Source organism: Phenylobacterium sp. P4_E10, from assembly GCF_056401675.1.
In genome coordinates, this window is the sequence record NZ_JBFUIW010000006.1 from 198030 (window position 1) to 214507 (window position 16478).

The window sequence follows — 16478 nt, forward strand, 5'->3', positions numbered from 1 at the left end:
ACGCTAGACCTTGGTGGTCGTCACGTAGCGGTCGATGACGCTTTCCAGCACCGTCAGCGGCATGGCGCCCGAAAGCAGGGCGGCGTCGTGGAACTGGCGAATGTCGAAACGCTCGCCCAGCGCCGCCTTGGCCTTGGCGCGGATGCGCAGCCAGGTCAGCTTGCCCACCATGTAGCTGCAGGCCTGGCCGGGCCAGACGCAGTAGCGCTCGATTTCGGTGGCCGCGGCCGAGGCCGGCGAGCCGTCGATGGAGCTCATGGTCTCGATGGCCTTCTCGCGGCTCCAGCGTTTGGCGTGCAGGCCGGTGTCGACGACCAGGCGCGCCGAGCGGAACAGCGCCGCCTGCAGCATGCCGAGTTCGCCGAGCGGATCACCTTCGTAGAGGCCCATCTCCTTGGAGAGCTCCTCGGAATAGAGCGCCCAACCCTCGCTATAGGCCGGGAAACCGGCCACCCGCCGCATCATCGGCAGGTCGGCTTCCTGCTGAAGCGAGCGCTGCAGGTGATGCCCGGGGATCGCCTCGTGATAGGTCAGGGTCTTCAGCGTCCACCTGGGGTTCTCGCCGCTGTCGCGAAGATTGATCCAGTAGATGCCCGGCCGCGAACCGTCCAAGGCGGGGCGATTGTAGTAGCCGCCCGGGGCGCCAGCCTCGATGAACTTCGGCACCCGGCGGATCTCCACTGGCGCCTTGGGCAGCGCCCCGAACGCCTGCGGCAGGCGCGGCTGCATGGCCTTCACCAGGGCATTGAGGTCGGCGATCAGCTGGACCTTGGCCTCATCGGTGTTGGCGTAGAGCTGGTCGGGCGCCTTGTAGAGGGCGGCGATGCGCTCGCCGACCGAGCCCTTGGAATAGCCCTGGCCCTTAAGCAGGGTGTCGGCGCGTTCGCTGAGCTGGCGGGCCTGCTCCAGGCCCAGCTCGTGGATCTCGTCCGGCGAGAGGGTGGTCGTCGTCGAGCTCTTCAGCGACAGGCGGTAGTAGGCCTCGCCGTCCGGCAGGCGCCAGCAGCCGGCGTCATGCGTCGCCTTGGCCTTCAGGCTCTCCATGTGGGCGATCTGGCGCTCGAGCGCCGGGATCACCTTGCCCGAGTAGATCGCCGCCGCCGGCGACTGGTAATCGCCCGCCAGCCCCTTTTCCTTGGCGCGACGCACCACCGAGTTCACCAGGGGCGACGATGCGGGATCGGTCTTCAGGCCGCGCATCTGGGTCAGGGTGCGCTCGACGACAAAGTCAGGCGGGATGACGCCGAGCCCGACATCGTGACGGGCGTGCTCGAGTTCCTGATCCATCACCCCGGCGAAGGCTTCCAGCCGGGCCAGATAGGCGTCGGCGTCGGCCTTGGTCTCGATGGCGTGCTGGGAGTCCAGGAAGTCTGGGATGTCCTGGTAGGCGCCGGTCAGTTGCGAGAGGACGTAGGGCTCGCCCGTTCCTTCGCCGCCGAACTGGAAGCGCGCGCCGGCTTCGGCGGTGTTGGTCGCCGTGAAGAGCACCGCGTCGTAGTTCGGCTTGTCGATGTCCGACAGCCTGGCGCGGTCGATGGCCCCGAGCTGCTTCAACTGCTCGGCGGTGCGCGCCTTGTCCTTGGCCAGGCCCGCCAGCGAGGCGTCGTCCAGCTTTGACTTGGCCGCGGCGCGCGCGCCCTTGTCGAGCCCGAGGCTGGTCACCGCCCGCGGAGAATTGTCCAGCCGCGCCTCGAAGAACTGGTCGAAGAGGGCGCGCATCTTGGCGTCCTCGGGCGTGTGCCCCGCACTCGATTGGGCGAAGGCTGGGCTGGCCGCCAGGGCGGCGGCTGAGGCCAGAAAGCTACGACGATCCATCAGTGGTTCTTCATCCCGGTCGTGAGGCTGAGGGTTTGGCGCGGATCTAGGCCCGCATCGCGGCGACGTGCTGGTCCATGACGCTTTCCAGCACCGTCAGCGGCATGGCCCCCGACAGCAGGCCCGCGTCGTGGAACTTGCGGATGTCGAACTTGTCGCCCAGCGCCGCCTTCACCTTGGCGCGCAGGCGCAGCCATTCCAGCTTGCCGACCATGTAGCTGCAGGCCTGGCCCGGCCAGACCACATAGCGCTCGATCTCGGTGGTGGAGGCGGTCGTAGGCGTGCCGCTGATCTCGTTCATGGTGGCGATCGCCTTTTCGCGGCTCCAGCGCTTGGAATGCATGCCGGTGTCGACCACCAGGCGCGCGGCGCGGAACAGCGAGGACTGGATGTAGCCGATCTCTCCGCGAGGGTCGTTCTCATAGACCCCCATCTCCCGGGCCAGCTCCTCAGCGTAGAGCGCCCAGCCTTCGCCGTAGGCCGAGAGGAACGTCGCCCGCCGGATCATCGGCAGATCGGCCTCCTGCTGCAGGGTAAGCTGCAGGTGATGGCCCGGGACGCCCTCATGGTAGGTGATCGTCGGCAGCGCCCACTTGGGATACTCGGCCGTGTCCCGCAGGTTCAGCCAGTAGATGGCCGGCCGCGAGCCATCCAGGCTCGCCTGGTTGTAGTAGCCGCCCGGCGCGGCCGCCTCGATCGCCTTCGGCACCCGCTTGATCTGCAGCGGCGCCTTGGGAAGCGCGCCGAAATAGTCGGGCAGCCGCTTGCTGGTCGCGGCGACCAGATCCATCAGGTCGGCGATCAGCTTCTCCTTGCCGACGTCGGTGTTCGGATAGTGGTAGCGCTTGTCCTTGTAGAGCGCCTGGATCCGCTCCCCGACCGTGCCCTTGGTCAGGCCCTGGCCGCGCAGCAGGACGTCGGCTCGCGACTGCAGCGACCTGGCCTGATCCAGCCCGATGTCGTGGATCTCGTCGGCGGTCAGCCGGGTCGTGGTCGAACCATGCAGGGCTTGCTCGTAGTAGGCCTCGCCATCCGGCTGGCGCCAAACGCCGGCGTCGTGCCAGGCCTTGCCTTGGATCTCCTTGAACAGCGCTACCTGGCGCTCCAGCGCCGGAGCCACCTTCTCGGCATAGATCTTCGCGGCCTGGCCGGCATAGTCGCCGGGAATGCCCTTTTCCTTCGCGCGGCCGGCGACCGAGGCGACCAGGGTGGACGCTTCCGGCTTCACCAGCATGCCCTGCATCTGCGGCAGGGCGCGGCTGATGATGAAGTCGGGCGGGATCACCCCGGCGCCGACATCCTTGCGGGCCCGCTCAACCTCCTGGTCGATCACGGCGCCGAAGTCGGCCAGACGCGAAAGATAGGCGTCGGCGTCTTCCTTGGTCTCGATGCGGTGCTGGTTGTCCAGCCAGTCCGGCGTCGACTGATAGGAGCCGGTCAGCTGGGACAGCATGTACGGCTGGCCGGCGCCCAGATAGCCGTAGTCGAAGCGTTGGTTGGCGGCCTCGGCGGTCTCCAGGTTGAACAGGGTGCTGTCATAGTTCACCGCGGCCATGCCCGAGAGCTGGGCGCGATCGATGGCCTTCAGTTCGCGCAACTGCGCGGTGTTCAGCGCCCGGTCCTTGGCCTTGTCGGTCAGTGAGGCGTCGTCGAGCTTGAACTTGGCCTGGGCGCGCGCGCCCTTGTCGAGCCCAAGCCCCGTCGCCAGTTGCGGTGAATCGTCGAGCGCCTGCTCGAAGATCTTCTCGAGATAGGCGTTCAGTTGCTCGGCGGCGCTAGGAGCGGGCGGCGGCGGCGGCGCTGGCGGCGGGGCGGCCGGCGCGGCGACGGCCGCAGGCTTGGTGGCGCAACCAGCCAGGGCGAGCGTCGCCCCCGCCGAGAACAGAATCTGCCGGCGGCTTTGCATGTAGCGCCCCTCCCCAGGACTCGTCACAATGTGACGCGGACCCTATTGGGACGCGATCGCCGGTCGCAAGACATGGCCATGGCGTCGTGGGTTAATTCGCCGTAATGCAAACGCGCGCCTTCAACGCCCTGTCGCAGAACCACCGCATTCTGACGGCAAAACTTAGTTCCCCCAGCTGGATCTAGACGACGTGACCGAAGCCAAGCCCGCCGACTGGAGCCGTAGGCTCGCCGACTACAAGCGCCCGAACCTGGCCCGCAGCATCTTCGAGCTGGCGCTGACCGGTTCGGCGCTGGTCGCGCTATGGACCCTCGGCTGGGTTGCGTTCCACGCCGGATTCTGGTGGCTGGCCCTGCTGCTGTCCCTACCGGCCGCCGCTTTTCTGGTCCGGCTCTTCATGATCCAGCACGACTGCGGCCACGGCTCATTCTTCAAGGCCAAGGCGGCGAATGACTGGGTCGGCCGCGCCATCGGCCTTTTCACCCTGACGCCCTATGACTACTGGCGGCGCACCCACGCCATGCACCACGCCACCTCGGGCAACCTGGATCGCCGCGGCCTGGGCGTGATCGAGATGCTGACGGTGGACGAATACCTCGCCCTGCCGAAGATGAAGCGCCTCGGCTACCGGCTCTACCGCAACCCGGCCGTGATGTTCGGCCTTGGCCCAACCTTCGTGTTCTTCCTGCAGCAGCGCATCCCGCTCGGGATGATGAAGGAGTGGCGTCCCTGGGTCTCGACCCTCGGCAACACCGCCCTGGTGGCCGCCGGCATCACCCTGATGATGTGGCTGCTGGGCGTGACGCCGGTGATCCTGGTCAACTTCAGCACCATGGTGATCGCCGCCACCATCGGGGTCTGGCTGTTCTTCGTGCAGCACCAGTACGAGGGCGTCGCCTGGTCCCGGAACAAGGACTGGAAGCGCGACGACGCGGCCCTGCACGGCAGCTCGCACTACGACCTGCCTCAACCGCTGCGCTGGCTGACGGCCAATATCGGCATCCACCACGTGCACCACCTGTCGGCCCGCATTCCCTTCTACCGGCTGCCGCAGGTGCTGAAGGACCATCCCGAACTGCAGGGCATCAGCCGCATCGGCCTGTGGGAAAGCTTCCGCAACGCTCGCCTGGCGCTGTGGGACGAGGCGGCCGAACGGCTGGTGTCGTTCCGCGAAATCCGACACCTGGCGCGGGCCGCCTAAGCGCCCCTGCCCTGGGGTCAACATTGACACCCGTCGACGGGTGACCCCCAACTTCCTCCCATAAAACAATAAGGGAGGACGTGGTGAGCGCGTGGACATTCGCTGATGTCTGGGAGGCGATCGCCGCCAGGCAACCCGACCAACCGGCCCTGATCCAGGGCGATCGCGTCGTCACCTGGGGCCAGTTCGACGTACGAGCCGACGCCCTGGCCGCGCACCTGATCGAAAGCGGCCTCTCGCCCGACGCCAAGGTCGCGGCCTACCTCTTCAACGGGCCGGAATACCTTGAGACCTACTACGCCGCCTTCAAGGCGGGCATGGCGCCGCTGAACACCAACTACCGCTACGGCGGCGACGAGCTGGTCTACCTGTTCGACAACGCCGACGCCGAGGCCGTGGTGTTCCACGCCGGCTTCGCCGACACCCTTGCCCCGCTCCGCGCCAAGCTGCCGACCGTCAAGCGCTGGATCGCTGTGGCCGAGCCTGGGCATCCTGCCCCGGCCTGGGCCGACGACTATGAGAGCGTGGTCGCCAAGACCCCGGCCCAACGCCCGGTCAGATCGCCGTGGGGTCGCTCTCCCGAGCATCTGCTGCTGCTCTACACTGGCGGCACGACGGGCATGCCCAAGGGCGTGATGTGGCGCCAGGACGACCTGTTCAATGTCATCGGATCCGGCGGCCATGCGCTGATGGGCCTGCCGCCGCTGGAACAGGTCAGCGACCTGGCCACGCGGCTGGGGACCTATCCGCGGCCGACGACCCTGGTCTGCTGCCCGTTGATGCACGGCACCGGCCAGTTCTCGGCCTTCATCACCCTCAACATCGGCGGCGCGGTCGCCTCCCTGCCCTCACGCAGCTTCAGCGCCGCGGAACTCTGGGACGAGGCGGTGCGGCTCAAGGCCGACAACATCGTCATCGTCGGCCTAGCCTTCTCGACGCCGATGCTGGAAGCGCTGGAAGCCGACCCCGGTCGCTGGGACCTCAGCCACGTCAAGGCGATGAGTTCGTCCGGTTCGATGTGGAGCCAGGAGAACAAGCGCGGCCTGCTGAGCCACGCCCGCAACGCCATGATCATGGACTCGTTCGGTTCGTCCGAGGCGGTCGGCCTGGGAGCTTCGGCTTCGGCGCCTGGCGCCGAAGCGGCCACCGCGGCCTTCATGCTGGGTCCCAACTGCGCGGTCTTCACCGAGGATGGCCGCCGGGTCGAGCCTGGGTCCGGCGAGCGCGGACTGGTGGCGGTCTGCGGCTTCCTGCCGATGGGCTACTACAAGGACGCCGAGAAGACCGGCAAGACCTTCAAGACCATGGAGGGTCAGCGCTGGAGCGTCCCGGGCGACTGGGCCGAGGTCAATGCCGACGGCACCCTGAAACTGCTGGGCCGGGGCAGCCAGTGCATCAACACCGGTGGTGAGAAGGTCTTCCCCGAAGAGGTCGAAGAGGCGCTGAAGACTCACGCCTCGGTGCGCGACGCGGTGGTGGTCGGCGTGCCCGACGCCCGCTTCGGCGAGCGGATCTGCGCGGTGGTCGAGCTCGATCCGGCCGCGCAGTCTCCAAGCCTGGAAGACATGGCCGGACACGTCCGCAGCAAGCTCGCCGCCTACAAGGCGCCGCGCGAACTGGTGATCGTGGAGAGCATCGGCCGAGCCCCGAACGGCAAGGTCGACTACAAGGCCAGCCGAGATCGCGCCCTGGCGGCGTTGGGGGTCAGCGCCTAGACCGCTCAGGGCTCCGGGGAGACCTGGACCAACAGCTTGCCGTCGTGGGCGCCGGTGAACAGCCGGCGCAGCGCCGTGGGCGCGTTCTCCAGGCCCTGTTCAACGTGCACCTTCCACTTGAGCTGGTGGCTCGCCACCAGCGGCATGAGCTCGGCCATCGCTTCGGCGGCGCGAGGCAGATAGTCGATGACGATGAAGCCCTTGATCAGGATCCGGTGCATCAGCACCCGAGCAAAGTCGCGCGGCCCGGCCACCGGCCCTTCCGTGTTGTAGGTCGAGATCATCCCGCAGAGCGGCATGCGGCTGTAGGTGGTCATCTGCGCCATCACGGCGTCCATCACCGCGCCACCGACGTTCTCGAAGTTGATGTCGACGCCGTTGGGCGCGAGCCGGGCGAGTTCTGCGCCGACGTCCTGCGCCTTGTAATCGATGGCCCCGTCAAAGCCGAGCTCCTCGGTCAGCCAACGGCACTTGTCGGGACCGCCGGCTATGCCGATGACGCGGCAGCCCTGCAGCTTGGCGAGTTGGCCGACGATCGAACCCACTGCGCCGGCGGCGGCGGACACCACCACGGTCTCGCCCGGCTGCGGCTTGCCGATGTCCATCAGCCCGAAAAAGGCGGTTAGCCCAGTCGCCCCGAGCACGCTCATATGGGCTGTCAGCGGCACGCCGGAGAGGTGCGGCACCCGCCGCACATGCTCTTCGTGGCAGACCATGTAGTCTTGCCAGCCGCCAAGGCCCGGATTGACGATGGTGCCTTCGGGCAGGCTGGCGGCGCGCGACTGCGCGACCACGCCGATGACGCCGCCGCGCATCACCTCGCCGATCTGCACGGGGGGCAGGTACTGGTCCTGATCGCTCATCCAGATGCGATGGGTCGGATCCAGGGAGAGGTAGATGATGCGGATTAGGACCTCTCCGTCCGTCAGCTCCGGCGTGGGCGTCTCGACCAGCTCAAGATCGCCGGGCCCGATCTCGGCCTCCGGACGATGGCGCAGGATCCACTGACGATTGATCGGCATGACAGTCCCTTCCCTGATGGGACGATCATGAGCCTGCGAACTCGGGGAAGTCGAGTGGTTAGACTGCCTGCCGGCGCGGCTTCAGACGGCCGCCGAGCAAGGCCAGGAGGGCCAAGGCAAGCAGCGGCCAGACGACCTCGGGCCGCAGCAGCAGGCTGGCGTCGGGCGAACCGCGGCGGAGGAAAGCCTGACCGAGCCCGGCGCCGAGATAGCTGTAGATCAGAGAATGGGGCGCCGCGCCGATCGCCGTGGCCGCCACATAGGCGCGAAACGGGGTCCGCGCGCAGCCGGCGGCGACATTAACAAGGCCGAACGGACTGAGCGGCACCAGGCGCAGAGTCAGCAGGTATCGGAACGGCGCCTTCTCGAAACCTTCCACAAGGCGGCGGAGGCGCCCCTGCGTGAGCATTCGACGGACGCGGTCGCCCGCCGCAAACCGGGCGGCGAGATAGGTCATGATCGCGCCCAGGGTGGAGCCGACGATGGTGGCGAACGTCCCGATCAGCGGACCGAACAGGAAGCCGCCGGCCAGCATCAGAACCAGGCCAACGGGTACGAACGCCCCCGTGGCCACGGCGTAGAGGAGGATGAACACCGCGAGGGCGGCGATCGGCGCAGCCGTCACCTCGGCGCGCAGGCGGATCTCGTTGCCTTGGATGTTGTCCAGCGAGATGTCGGTCGCGATCCCGCTGGCGTAGAGGGCGATGGCGGCGCCGATCAGCAGCACGGCCGGAATCCAGCGCGCCGCAACGCGCAGCGCCTTGCGGCGCTCGCTGCCCACATCGGTCATTGGGCTTGGCTCATAGGCCTTCTCCCCGCCGAAACCCCTGGTGACCCTGAACGCTGGGTCGCCGCAAAGGCTCCGCATAGGGCGGAAAGGCCCGATCAATTTGACCGGGCCAAGACGACCAATCAGCGCGGACGCTTGTCGATCGCCTTCTTCTTCCACGGCGGCTTGCCGTCCTTGGGGCCCGGCGAGCCGGGCGGGCCCTTGAAGGCAGGCTTGTCGCCATCGCGCGGCGGGCCCTTGCGGAACGGGGGACGATCTTCGCTGGCCGCGCCCTTGCGGAACGGCGGCTTGCCTTCGCCGGGCGGGCCCTTGCGGAAGGGACGGTCGCCGCTGTTCGGCGGACCCTTGCGATGGGGGCCGCCGCGGGGCGGCGAGGACGGGCCGCCCGGAGGCGAAGAGCCTTCGATGCGGATCTCGTCATTGACCGTCGCCTTCACGGCGGCGGCGAACTTGCCTTCGGCTTCCTTGGAGATCTCGAACTTGGTCTCGCGGTCGAAGATCTTGATCGAGCCGATGTCCTTCTTGGTGACATGGCCCAGGCGGCAGATCATCGGGATCAACCACTTCGGGTCGGCGTTCTTGTCGCGGCCCAGGTTGATGCGGAACCACGAAACCTCGTCCGGCGACAGGCGCGGCGGCCGGCCGACGGCGCCCTCGCCGCGTTCCGACGGATCCCAACGCTCGGTGCGTTGGGGGCGTTCGCGGTCGCGGGCCTGGGAGTCGCGCATACGCGCGTCGTCATAGAGTTCCTCAGGCGAGGGCAGGCGCTGGCGATAAAGGCGGGTCAGGGCGGCGGCGACCTGCTCGGGCGTGCGGTTCTCCAGAACCAGCTTGGCCAGGGCCAGATCCTCTTCACCCGGCTCGTCGGTGAGGATCGGATCCTCGAGCATCCGCGCCTGGTCTTTGAGCTTGATCTCGTCGGCGGTCGGCGGGCCTTGCCACTGGACGTCGACCCCGGCCGACGCCAGCAGTTGCTCAGCCTTGCGGCGACGGGTGTAGGGGACCAGCAGGACGGAAACGCCCTTCTTGCCGGCGCGGCCGGTGCGGCCCGAGCGGTGCAGCAGACCCGGCTTGTTGATCGGCAGGTCGGCGTGGATCACGAGACCCAGGTCCGGCAGATCAAGGCCGCGGGCGGCAACGTCGGTGGCGACGCAGACGCGGGCGTGACCGTCGCGCAGCGCCTGCAGGGCCTCCGAGCGCTCGCGCTGACCGAGTTCGCCCGACAGTCCGACCACCGAGAAGCCGCGCTCGCGCAGGGCCGCATGCATGTGGCGCACGCCTTCGCGGGTATTGCAGAAGACCAGGGCGCCGGGCGCTTCGAAGAAGCGCAGGACGTTGACCACCGCCAGTTCGACCTCGTTGGGCGCAACGCGGATGGCGCGATACTCGATGTCGCCGTGCGGCTCGTCGCGGCGCACGGTGTCGATGCGCAGCGCGTTCTTCTGGTAGCGCTTGGCGAGAGCGGCGATGTCCTTGGCGATGGTCGCGGAGAACAGCAGCGTGCGGCGATCGACCGGCGAGGAGTCGAGGATTTCCTCGAGGTCCTCACGGAAGCCCATGTCGAGCATCTCGTCGGCCTCGTCGAGGACCAGGACGCGGATATTGCCGAGATCGAGATTGCCGCGCTCGAGGTGATCCTTCAGGCGGCCGGGCGTGCCGACCAGGATGTGGCAACCGGCGGCCAGGGCGCGCTGTTCGCGCCGCGGGTCCATGCCGCCGACGCAGGTTTCGACTTTCGCGCCCGACTGGCCGTAGAGCCAGCCCAGTTCCCGGCTGACCTGAATGGCCAGTTCGCGGGTGGGCGCAATGACCAGGGCCAGCGGCGGCCCAGCCTGGCCGAACCATTGCTCGGCGCCCAGCAGGGTCGGACCAGCCGCCAGGCCGAACGCCACCGTCTTGCCGGACCCCGTCTGGGCGGAAACCAGCAGGTCGCGGCCGTCGGCCTCTTCGGTCAGCACCGCCGCCTGGACGGGAGTGGGTTCTTCGTATCCTTGGCTCGCGAGCGCGCGCGCCAAGGCGGGATGAATGTCGGGGAAGGCCATGGTCGTCCTTGAAGGTTCGCGCCACACACAAAAAGAGCGCGGGCGCGCCTTAGAGGCCAAGCAAGCGTCTACGGCAAGCCTTACAACGCGGAAAACTTGCTCCAGGGCGCAAGCGTCGCAGAAATAAACGTGCCAAGCTGCCTCTGCAAAGGGAGATGTGATGTCTGACTACGAAACTGAGATCGCCGCAGCCTTGGCCGTCACCGACGCCTTTATGGATGCGTTCAACGCCCGCGATCTGGCCGCCTTCGAGAAGACCTTCAATTTCCCCAGCGTGCGGCTGGCCTCCAATACTCTGACGGTGATCGAGCCCGGCTATCACCAGCCGCAGATGTTCGAGAAAGGCCCGCTCAGCGAATGGGATCATTCGGCCTGGGAGCGGCGCGAGGTGATCCATGCGGGACCCGACAAGGTGCACCTGGACACCCGCTTCACCCGCTATCGCAAGGACGGCGGCGTCATTGGCGGCTTCGATTCCATCTATGTGATCACCTGCGAAGGCGGCCATTGGGGCGTCAAGGCGCGGTCGAGCTTCGCGCCGTAAGGCTGGACATCGCGCGTCAAAGCGCGTCTGACCCGCGCCCATGACACAGGCGGCGAAGAGCGTAGCGATCATCGGCGGCGGCCCCGCGGGCCTGATGGCGGCCGAGGTGCTGTGCACCGGCGGCGCGAAGGTAAGCATCTACGACAAGATGCCCAGCCTGGGGCGCAAGTTCTTGATGGCCGGACGCGGCGGGTTGAACCTCACCCATTCCGAAGGCTTCGAGGCGTTCGTCGGCCGCTACGGCGAGAGGGCCGCGCATTTGCGCCCGCTGCTGGAGGCGTTCATGCCCGCAGACACTGTCGCCTGGGCCGAGGGCCTTGGTCAGGAAACCTTCGTCGGCAGCAGCGGCCGGATCTTTCCCCGCAGCCTGAAGGCCTCACCGCTGCTGCGCGCCTGGTTGGCGCGGTTGGCGGACAAGGGCGTGGAGTTCCGCCCGCGCCGCGAATGGACCGGATGGAACGCCGCAGGAGAGTTGACCTTTGCGCATGACGGGGCGGAGGAAACGGCAAAACCGGACGCTACGATCCTGGCCTTGGGCGGAGCGAGCTGGCCGCGTCTCGGCTCAACCGGCGGCTGGACGCAGCTGCTCGCCGACCGCGGCGTGACGGTCGCCCCGTGGCGGCCGGCCAACAGCGGGTTCGAGATCGCCTGGAGCAAAGTCTTCGCCGACCAGTTCGCCGGCCAGCCGCTGAAGAACATCGCGCTGAGCTTCGAGGGCCGCACGGTTCGCGGAGAGGCGATGGTCTCCGACTATGGTCTCGAGGGGGGAGCGGTCTACGCGCTGTCAGCCGGCCTGCGCGACGCAATCGCGGCCGGCGGCGAGGCGATCCTCGAGATCGACCTTCGCCCCGACCTCAGCCGCGCCAAGCTGGCCGACCGCCTGCACAAGGCGCCCGCCGGCCAATCGACCGCCAATCTGCTGCGCAAGGCCGCCGGCCTGACGCCGGTGGAGGTCAATCTGCTGCGCGAGGGTCACGGCCTGGCCCTGCCTCGCGACCCTGGCGTCCTCGCCCGGATGATCAAGGCCACGCCGCTGCGCCTGGCCGCCGCCCGACCACTGGAGCGGGCGATCTCGTCCGCCGGCGGCGTAGCGTTCGAGAGCCTCGACGACCACCTGATGCTGCGCGCCCTGCCCGGCGTCTATGCGGTCGGGGAGATGCTGGATTGGGAAGCGCCGACCGGCGGCTACCTGCTGCAAGCCTGCCTCGCCACCGGCGTGGCGGCGGCCCGATCGATCCTCACTCCGCCGGCGGAGTGAGCCGCTCGCGCAGGGACTTCTTGCGGCTGCTGCGGGCCGCGGACGCCGGCTTGGCGCGCGGCTTGGGCAGTTCCGGCAAGGTCTGGGCGCCCTCGGCATAGAGCCTCGCCGCCAGCATCAGGTCGGCCTTCACGGCGGCGAAATCGCCGCCTTGGGTCCAGGCGCGGACGGTCAGCTCGACAAACGCCTCCGACAGGCCAGTGAGCTCGACGGTCGGGGCCGGGTCGGCGAGCACCAGTGGATTGGCTTCGGCTCGGGCCTTCAGCGAGGCCATCAGCGGGGCGATCTCGCGCTTGGTGTCCACCCGGGTCACGGCATCGACGCGGCGGCGATTGTGGAAACTGGTGTTGACGATCACGTCGCCGAACACCTTGCCGTTGGGCAGCACGACCTTGAGGTTGTCGGGCGTGGTCAGCTCCGTGACGAAGAGGTCGAGGGTGCGGACCGAACCGACGCGGCCCCCGATCTCCACCACGTCGCCGACCCGATAAGGCCGAAACAGCAGCAGCATCACGCCCGCCGCGACGTTGCTGAGCGTGCCCTGCAATGCCAGACCAACCGCCAGCGAAGCCGCGCCTAGGACCGCAAGGATGGAGGTGGTCTGAACGCCGAGTTGCTGCAGCACGGCGATGAGGCCGACGACCATCACGACGTAGCGGGTCGCCGATCCAACGAAGCCCTGCAAGGTGACGTCCGGCGGTCCGCCGCGGTGCACCCGCGAAATCAGGCGCTTCACCAGCCGCGAGGCCCAGACGGACGCCCACCAGGTGACGGTCAGGATGAGGACCGCCACCACCAGGTTCACCGCCAGATCGCCAGCAGCGTCGGCAAACTTATGAAAGACGTTTTCGTCGCCCCGCACCGTCTGGTTCAGACGGGTCGCAATCTCAGCCTCAATACCCTGCATGCGGTCCGCTTAGCACTCACGCCCCCTCGAAGGCCAATGCAGCTATACGCTAAGCCGCCTTCTGAAGTTCCTGCTTCACCCGCTCAGCCAAGGTCTTGATGTCGATCGGCTTGGGCAGGAAGGAGACGTTCTCCTCCCCTTCCAGCAGGTTCGAGAACTCCGCTTCGGCATAGCCCGAAATGAACATCACCGGCGCGCCGGCCAGGTAGACACGGGCGTGTTTCAGCAGGTCAGGGCCCTGCATTCCAGGCATGACCACGTCCGAGATCATCAAGTCGATCTGGCCGGCATGGACCTCGGCCAGCTCCAGGGCCTCTTCGCCGGAGCCCGCCTCGATCACCTCGTAGCCGCGGGCGCGCAGCAGCTTGGCGGCGACGGTGCGAACGGCGTCTTCGTCCTCGACGAACAGGATGCGGCCAGCGCCGGAGAGGTCGCGGACCTTGTGCGGCGTCTTTACGGTCGGCGGCGGCGCGGGCGAGGCCGCGGTCGGCACGTGCACGGGCAGGAAAATACGGAAGGCCGCGCCCTCGCCGGGCTTGGAGGCGACGCTGATCCAGCCGTCCGACTGCTTGACGATGCCGTAGACGGTGGCCAGGCCCAGGCCCGTCCCCTCGCCCACCGGCTTGGTGGTGAAGAACGGGTCGAAGATCTTGTCCATGACCTCAGGCGTGATGCCGGGACCGTCGTCGGAAACCTCGATCAGGGCCTGGTCACCCTTGGCGGCCGGATAGCCCGCGGCCTGCGCCTCGTCCTGGGTCAGGCGGGCCAGACGGATACGGACCACGCCGCCGCCATGGGCGCGCACGGCGTCGCGGGCGTTGACGGCCAGGTTCATGACCGCGGTCTCGATCTGGCTGCGGTCGGCCCGCACGTGCGGCAGGTTGCGACCGTACTCGGTCTCCAGCTTCACGTCCTCATAGAGCACGCGGCGCAGCAGGACTTCGGACTCGCTGATCAGTTCACCGAGGTCGAGGGTCTCGCGCTGGACGGTCTGCTTGCGAGAGAAGGCCAGCAGCTTGCGGACCAGGTCGGCGGCGCGGGTCGAGGTCGAGCGGATCTCGTTGAGGCCCTCATAGGAGGGATCGCCCACCGGGTGGCGCTGGGCCAGCACGTCGAGCTGGAAGAAGATGGCGGTCAGCAGGTTGTTGAAATCGTGCGCCACCCCGCCGGCCAGCTGGCCGATGGCCTGCATCTTCTGGCTCTGCGACAGCTGCAGCTCGATCTGCTTCTGCTCGGAGACGTCGACCAGGTAGGCGACCCAGCGACCGTCGCTCTTGGAGAGGTAGAGGTGCGCAACCTTGGTCGGGTCGCGGGCCAGGCGCACTTCCAGCGCGCCGACATGGCCCTCGGCCAGCTTCAGGGCGGCGTCTGTGCGCGAAGCCGGGTCGATCAGGTCGCCGAACCGCGTGCCGGCCGCGCCGCCGCCGGCCACAGCCGACAGCGCGGGATTGGCTTCGATGACAGTCGCCTCGAACGGGTCTTCGCCTTCGAGCAGGGCGGCGCCGAACGGCGAGGCCGCGGCGAAGGCGTCCAGGACCTTGGGCGGCGGCGGCTTGGCGGCGCTGAAAGCGGCCAGCACCTCGGCGGCGGCGGGCGGCAGCGCCAACGGCGGCGCCTCGGCCAAGCGGACCAGGAAGCGGCGCTCGCCCAGCGGGGCGACGGTGGCTGAGTGCTCGCTGCCGTTGTTGCGGATGGAGGCCTGGGCGGTCTCGCCGCGGCGGGCGGCAGTGAGCGCTGAGAACAGGCTGGCGGCCGAGGGACCGCCCTTGGGCAGGCGCGCCGCCGCGCCCAGCATTGAGCGCCAGGCGGCGTTCGCGGCATGGATGCGGCCGTCGGCGGCGGCGATGGCCGCCGGTTCGGTCAGAGCGTCGACCAACTTGTCGGCGCCCGCCTCACCGGCCACCGCCGGCTCAGCCGAACCGCGTAGCGCGAACAGGCCAAGGCACGCCACGCCGAACAGTCCGACCAGCAGCATCACGCCGGCGCGGGTCGCCGGTCCGGCGTTGAAGGCGGGCACGGCTGCAAACCCGACCGCGGCCAGGAAGCACAGCACGGCCATCGCCGTCATCGGGTCGAAGCGGCGAACCGCGCGGTCCTGCGTCTTGGGCTTGGCCATGGGACGGTCCCGGTTGAATTCGAACGTGGAGGCCTGCGCCTCCGGCGAATCAGTCACGCAATCTTCTCATAGTCTTAGTGGTGGGCGCGTGCGGTAACGCGGGCGCTGCTTTGCATGATGAAGCCGATCAGCTTGGCGACGGCCTCGTAGTGAGCAGGCGGAATGAAATCGTCGAGTTCGACCGCCGCGTAGAGCGCGCGGGCCAGCGGCGGGTCCTCGATCACCGGCACGTCGTGCTCCTCGGCGAGGGCGCGGATCTTGAGGGCGACAGCGTCCATGCCCTTGGCCACGCACTGGGGCGCATTGGTTTCGCCGGCCTCGTAGCGCAGGGCCACCGCGTAGTGGGTCGGGTTCATGATCACCATGGTGGCGTTGGGCACCGCGGCCATCATCCGGCGGCGGGAGCGCTGGATGGCGATCTGCCGGCGCTTGGCCTTGATGTGGGGGTCGCCTTCGGAGTTCTTGAACTCCTCTTTCTGCTCTTCCTTGGTCATGCGCATGCGCTGCAGAAAGCGTGAGCGCTGCCAGAACCAGTCGAGCCCGGCGATGGCCAGCATCAAGGCGGCGGTGGCGAAGACCAGCTTGCGCAGGATTTCGACCATCAGCGGCAGCATGGCCGCCGGATCGAGCGCTGCGAGCTCCTTCAGCGGGTGGATGTACGGCTTCATCACCACCCAGCCGACCCAGCCGACCATGACGATCTTCAGCAGCGACTTCACGAACTGCATCAGCCCGTCGGGGCCGAGGATCCGCTTGAAGCCGCTCATCGGCGAGACCTTCTTCCAGTCCGGCTTGATCTTCTCCGGGCTGAACATGAAGCCGGTCTGGACCAGATTGCCGCCCGCCCCCATCAGGGCCGCGACCAACATGACTCCGAGCAGGATCGGGGCGGCGGCGCGCGCGGCATGTCGCGCCACGTCGATCGCGCCATGGCCCTCGAGGCTCATGTTGTCGGGATGGGAGATGAACGGCAGCAGCTCGGCCGCCAGATTGCGCGACATCCAGCCGCCGGCGATGGCGATCACCGCCGCCGCGCCGGTGAACGAGGCCAGCATGGCCAGGTCCGGCGTCTTGGCGACATCGCCCTTCTCCCGCGCCTTGGCGAGTTTCTGGGGCGTCGCCTCTTCTGTTTTTGATGCTGCGTCCTGTTCGTCGGCCATGG

General features: G+C 68.1%; 12 protein-coding genes. 4 read left to right on the forward strand and 8 right to left on the reverse strand.

The window, feature by feature from the left end; translation table 11 throughout:
- Positions 1–3: 3 nt before the first annotated feature.
- Entirely contained in the window at positions 4–1815 is a 1812-nt protein-coding gene (locus AC1DQJ_RS09445) for a DUF885 domain-containing protein (protein ID WP_477602542.1), read from the reverse strand.
- A gap of 46 nt (positions 1816–1861) precedes the next feature.
- Entirely contained in the window at positions 1862–3721 is a 1860-nt protein-coding gene (locus AC1DQJ_RS09450) for a DUF885 domain-containing protein (RefSeq protein WP_477602544.1), read from the reverse strand.
- A gap of 190 nt (positions 3722–3911) precedes the next feature.
- Between AC1DQJ_RS09450 and AC1DQJ_RS09455 the strand changes: the two genes are divergently transcribed.
- Positions 3912–4922, forward strand: a complete 1011-nt coding sequence (locus tag AC1DQJ_RS09455; protein WP_477602546.1) for a fatty acid desaturase — start codon at positions 3912–3914, stop codon at positions 4920–4922.
- 83 nt (positions 4923–5005) lie between these two features.
- A complete protein-coding gene (locus tag AC1DQJ_RS09460; RefSeq protein WP_477602548.1) occupies positions 5006–6637 on the forward strand; it encodes an acyl-CoA synthetase in 1632 nt (543 codons plus the stop codon).
- 5 nt (positions 6638–6642) lie between these two features.
- Here AC1DQJ_RS09460 and AC1DQJ_RS09465 read toward each other — a convergent pair whose 3' ends face one another.
- From AC1DQJ_RS09465 to AC1DQJ_RS09475, 3 genes are all read right to left on the reverse strand, one after another.
- Entirely contained in the window at positions 6643–7659 is a 1017-nt protein-coding gene (locus AC1DQJ_RS09465; RefSeq protein WP_477602550.1) for an NADP-dependent oxidoreductase, read from the reverse strand.
- Positions 7660–7717: 58 nt separating this feature from the next.
- Positions 7718–8449, reverse strand: coding sequence for a TVP38/TMEM64 family protein (locus tag AC1DQJ_RS09470; RefSeq protein ID WP_477602552.1), 732 nt, complete (start codon positions 8447–8449; stop codon positions 7718–7720).
- Positions 8450–8571: 122 nt separating this feature from the next.
- A complete protein-coding gene (locus AC1DQJ_RS09475) occupies positions 8572–10491 on the reverse strand; it encodes a DEAD/DEAH box helicase (RefSeq protein ID WP_477602554.1) in 1920 nt (639 codons plus the stop codon).
- Between the two features lie 160 nt (positions 10492–10651).
- On the opposite strand from AC1DQJ_RS09475, the gene AC1DQJ_RS09480 reads away from it, so the two are divergent.
- Complete coding sequence (locus AC1DQJ_RS09480) at positions 10652–11035, forward strand: hypothetical protein (RefSeq protein ID WP_477602556.1); 384 nt, start codon at positions 10652–10654, stop codon at positions 11033–11035.
- A 40-nt stretch (positions 11036–11075) separates the two neighbouring features.
- Positions 11076–12293, forward strand: coding sequence for a BaiN/RdsA family NAD(P)/FAD-dependent oxidoreductase (locus AC1DQJ_RS09485; protein ID WP_477602558.1), 1218 nt, complete (start codon positions 11076–11078; stop codon positions 12291–12293).
- Here the strand turns inward: AC1DQJ_RS09485 and AC1DQJ_RS09490 are convergent.
- From AC1DQJ_RS09490 to flhB, 3 genes are all read right to left on the reverse strand, one after another.
- A complete protein-coding gene (locus AC1DQJ_RS09490) occupies positions 12274–13200 on the reverse strand; it encodes a mechanosensitive ion channel family protein (RefSeq protein WP_477602560.1) in 927 nt (308 codons plus the stop codon). The genes AC1DQJ_RS09485 and AC1DQJ_RS09490 overlap by 20 nt on opposite strands.
- A gap of 49 nt (positions 13201–13249) precedes the next feature.
- Positions 13250–15316: a cell cycle histidine kinase CckA gene (cckA, locus tag AC1DQJ_RS09495; protein WP_477602710.1), complete on the reverse strand. Its 2067-nt coding sequence runs from the start codon at positions 15314–15316 to the stop codon at positions 13250–13252.
- A 74-nt stretch (positions 15317–15390) separates the two neighbouring features.
- The gene (flhB, locus tag AC1DQJ_RS09500) at positions 15391–16476 is read right to left on the reverse strand and encodes a flagellar biosynthesis protein FlhB (RefSeq protein WP_477602562.1); all 1086 of its coding nucleotides are present in this window, start codon (positions 16474–16476) and stop codon (positions 15391–15393) included.
- Positions 16477–16478: the final 2 nt, after the last annotated feature.

Coding starts and splice junctions, on each gene's coding strand:
- AC1DQJ_RS09445 (WP_477602542.1), bottom strand. CDS start 1,815: ATGGATCGTCGTAGCTTTCTGGCCTCAGCCGCCGCCCTGGCGGCCAGC.
- AC1DQJ_RS09450 (WP_477602544.1), bottom strand. CDS start 3,721: ATGCAAAGCCGCCGGCAGATTCTGTTCTCGGCGGGGGCGACGCTCGCC.
- AC1DQJ_RS09465 (WP_477602550.1), bottom strand. CDS start 7,659: ATGCCGATCAATCGTCAGTGGATCCTGCGCCATCGTCCGGAGGCCGAG.
- AC1DQJ_RS09470 (WP_477602552.1), bottom strand. CDS start 8,449: ATGACCGATGTGGGCAGCGAGCGCCGCAAGGCGCTGCGCGTTGCGGCG.
- AC1DQJ_RS09475 (WP_477602554.1), bottom strand. CDS start 10,491: ATGGCCTTCCCCGACATTCATCCCGCCTTGGCGCGCGCGCTCGCGAGC.
- AC1DQJ_RS09480 (WP_477602556.1), top strand. CDS start 10,652: ATGTCTGACTACGAAACTGAGATCGCCGCAGCCTTGGCCGTCACCGAC.
- AC1DQJ_RS09485 (WP_477602558.1), top strand. CDS start 11,076: ATGACACAGGCGGCGAAGAGCGTAGCGATCATCGGCGGCGGCCCCGCG.
- AC1DQJ_RS09490 (WP_477602560.1), bottom strand. CDS start 13,200: ATGCAGGGTATTGAGGCTGAGATTGCGACCCGTCTGAACCAGACGGTG.
- cckA (WP_477602710.1), bottom strand. CDS start 15,316: ATGGCCAAGCCCAAGACGCAGGACCGCGCGGTTCGCCGCTTCGACCCG.
- flhB (WP_477602562.1), bottom strand. CDS start 16,476: ATGGCCGACGAACAGGACGCAGCATCAAAAACAGAAGAGGCGACGCCC.